At 60.5% G+C, this 1,842-nt stretch carries 2 protein-coding genes; both read right to left on the bottom strand.

Features of this window, described 5'->3' with window-relative positions; all coding sequences use genetic code 11:
- Positions 1-205: 205 nt before the first annotated feature.
- Complete coding sequence (locus tag AC1DWF_RS31710) at positions 206-1,477, bottom strand: phage major capsid protein (protein ID WP_476783748.1); 1,272 nt, start codon at positions 1,475-1,477, stop codon at positions 206-208.
- Between the two features lie 46 nt (positions 1,478-1,523).
- Positions 1,524-1,842: HK97 family phage prohead protease (locus tag AC1DWF_RS31715; protein WP_476842528.1), on the bottom strand; the 319-nt coding region annotated here is incomplete at its 5' end.

The raw sequence follows: 1,842 nt of genomic DNA on the forward strand, positions 1-1,842 counted from the left end.
CTTCACTGCCTTCTCCGGAGCCGCTTCATCGCGCACAAGCGACGCTCGCTTTGCACTAAACAGCACCGTAGCTTCCTCGACCGGAACCATGCGGATATCGCCGCTCAGGTGCAGTTTCACTTTCACGAATTTGGTATCGGTCATTGTATTCTCCTTTGGTTCATAGAGCGGGCGGACCGGAGCCGCCCGCCTTGATGAGCCAAAATCAGGCCTGCTTGAGGTGCTTGATTGCCCGGCTGTCCAGCAGTTCGCCGTCGAGGCGCATGAAGGCGATAAAGCCGACCTGGAGCGCGTCCATGTAGCGTTCGCGCAGAGCGATCATCTGCATGTCGCCGACACGACGGACGATGTACTTGCTGTGATCACCAAAGATCACAGTCTTGTTGCCGGTGGCGAGCGACGCCATGGCCTGGTTGACCTTGTAGGGTTTGCCCAGGATCAAATCCGGCGCGCCCTTGGTCACGTCGCCCATCGCCCAGAGATAGTTGCCCTGGCCATCCTTCAGCTTGCGGATGGAGGCGAGCGTGGTGTCATTGAACTGCCAGTAGCATTTCGGCGATGACCGATAGGCAGGGTCAACCGAATGCTGCAAGTCGATCAGCTCGTCACCGGTGATCGCAGCCACCGCCGCAGCGGTCTTGCCCAGCGACGAGGCCGCAACCACGCCGAATGGCTTGTTGGTTCCGTCGCCGACGGTCAGAACGTCATTGCCGGTACGCCCAAGCCGCTCGCCGAACAAATCGGTCAGCAGTCCTTCCATGGAGAAGAAGCTGTCCTGCAAGAGCTCGAGTGACACCTTCACGACCTTCGAGTCATAGAGGTAGGCGTTGAGCGTCTTCTGACCCAATGTGACATCGCCGCTGCCATCGTCGGTCACAGCGCCGTTCTCGGTATGCTGCTCGCCGCGCTGGGCGGTGTCATCGTTGGTCGGCCACGGGATAGGATTACCGCTGGCGGTCGGATACTGGCGCGCGACATTTTCGTCGAGCATCGGCCCCCAAGCAGCAAGAGCCTTGTCGATCTCGGCAGAGAACCCCTGCGGAATGGCATAGCCGCCCGCGGTGCCTGGCGCCGTAGCCTGGGCGCGAAGCTCGACTTCCTTGTCGCGCGAGCGACCGGACACCAGGACGCTACGCTCCTCGGGAGCCAGTTCGGCGACTCCGAAGCGCATCGCTTTGGTGAACACGTCCTTGTACTCAATCACGCCGTCGCCATCACCGTTGCGCACTTCACCGTCGCCGCCTTTTGGCCGACGCGGGTCACCGGCGTTGGTACGCTTTTCGGCATCTTCGAGCTTCTGGAGGCGTTCCATGCGCGTGCCGATCTGGTCGTGTTCGGCCATCATGCGGTCGAATTCGCCTTCGATCTCGGCAGCGCGTTCCGCCGGCGTTTCGGTCTTGATCTCGTCGAACTTTGCGCGAGCGTTGGTCGCAATACGAGCCTGCTGCTCACGCAGCTCTTTAAGCTGAGTGCTCATTCTGTTTCTCCGGATTGTCGTGATGGTGAATAGGCAGCAGCAGGGGCTACTTGCCGTTCTCTCGCTCTCTGAGGGCGAGGTGCATTCGCATGCGCCGACGTGCTGCCGCCGCATGGAAATTCTGGGTCTTACGAAGCTGTTCTCGGTGCTTTTCCAACGACCGGAGGCCGATCTCGGTACCGTCGTAGGCGGGATCAACGACGATAGAGACGTCGAAGAGATCCACCTCGTAGACATGGCGAATGGGAATGTCCCCGGTTTCGTCCCATGCCTGTCGGGTTGCCCGGAACGCAAACGACATCTTGTCGAGGTCGCCGCGCTTCATCTTGGGCACGATCCGGGCAACGTCGGGATCGGTTGCATCC

Source organism: Aminobacter sp. P4_D5 (assembly GCF_056401815.1).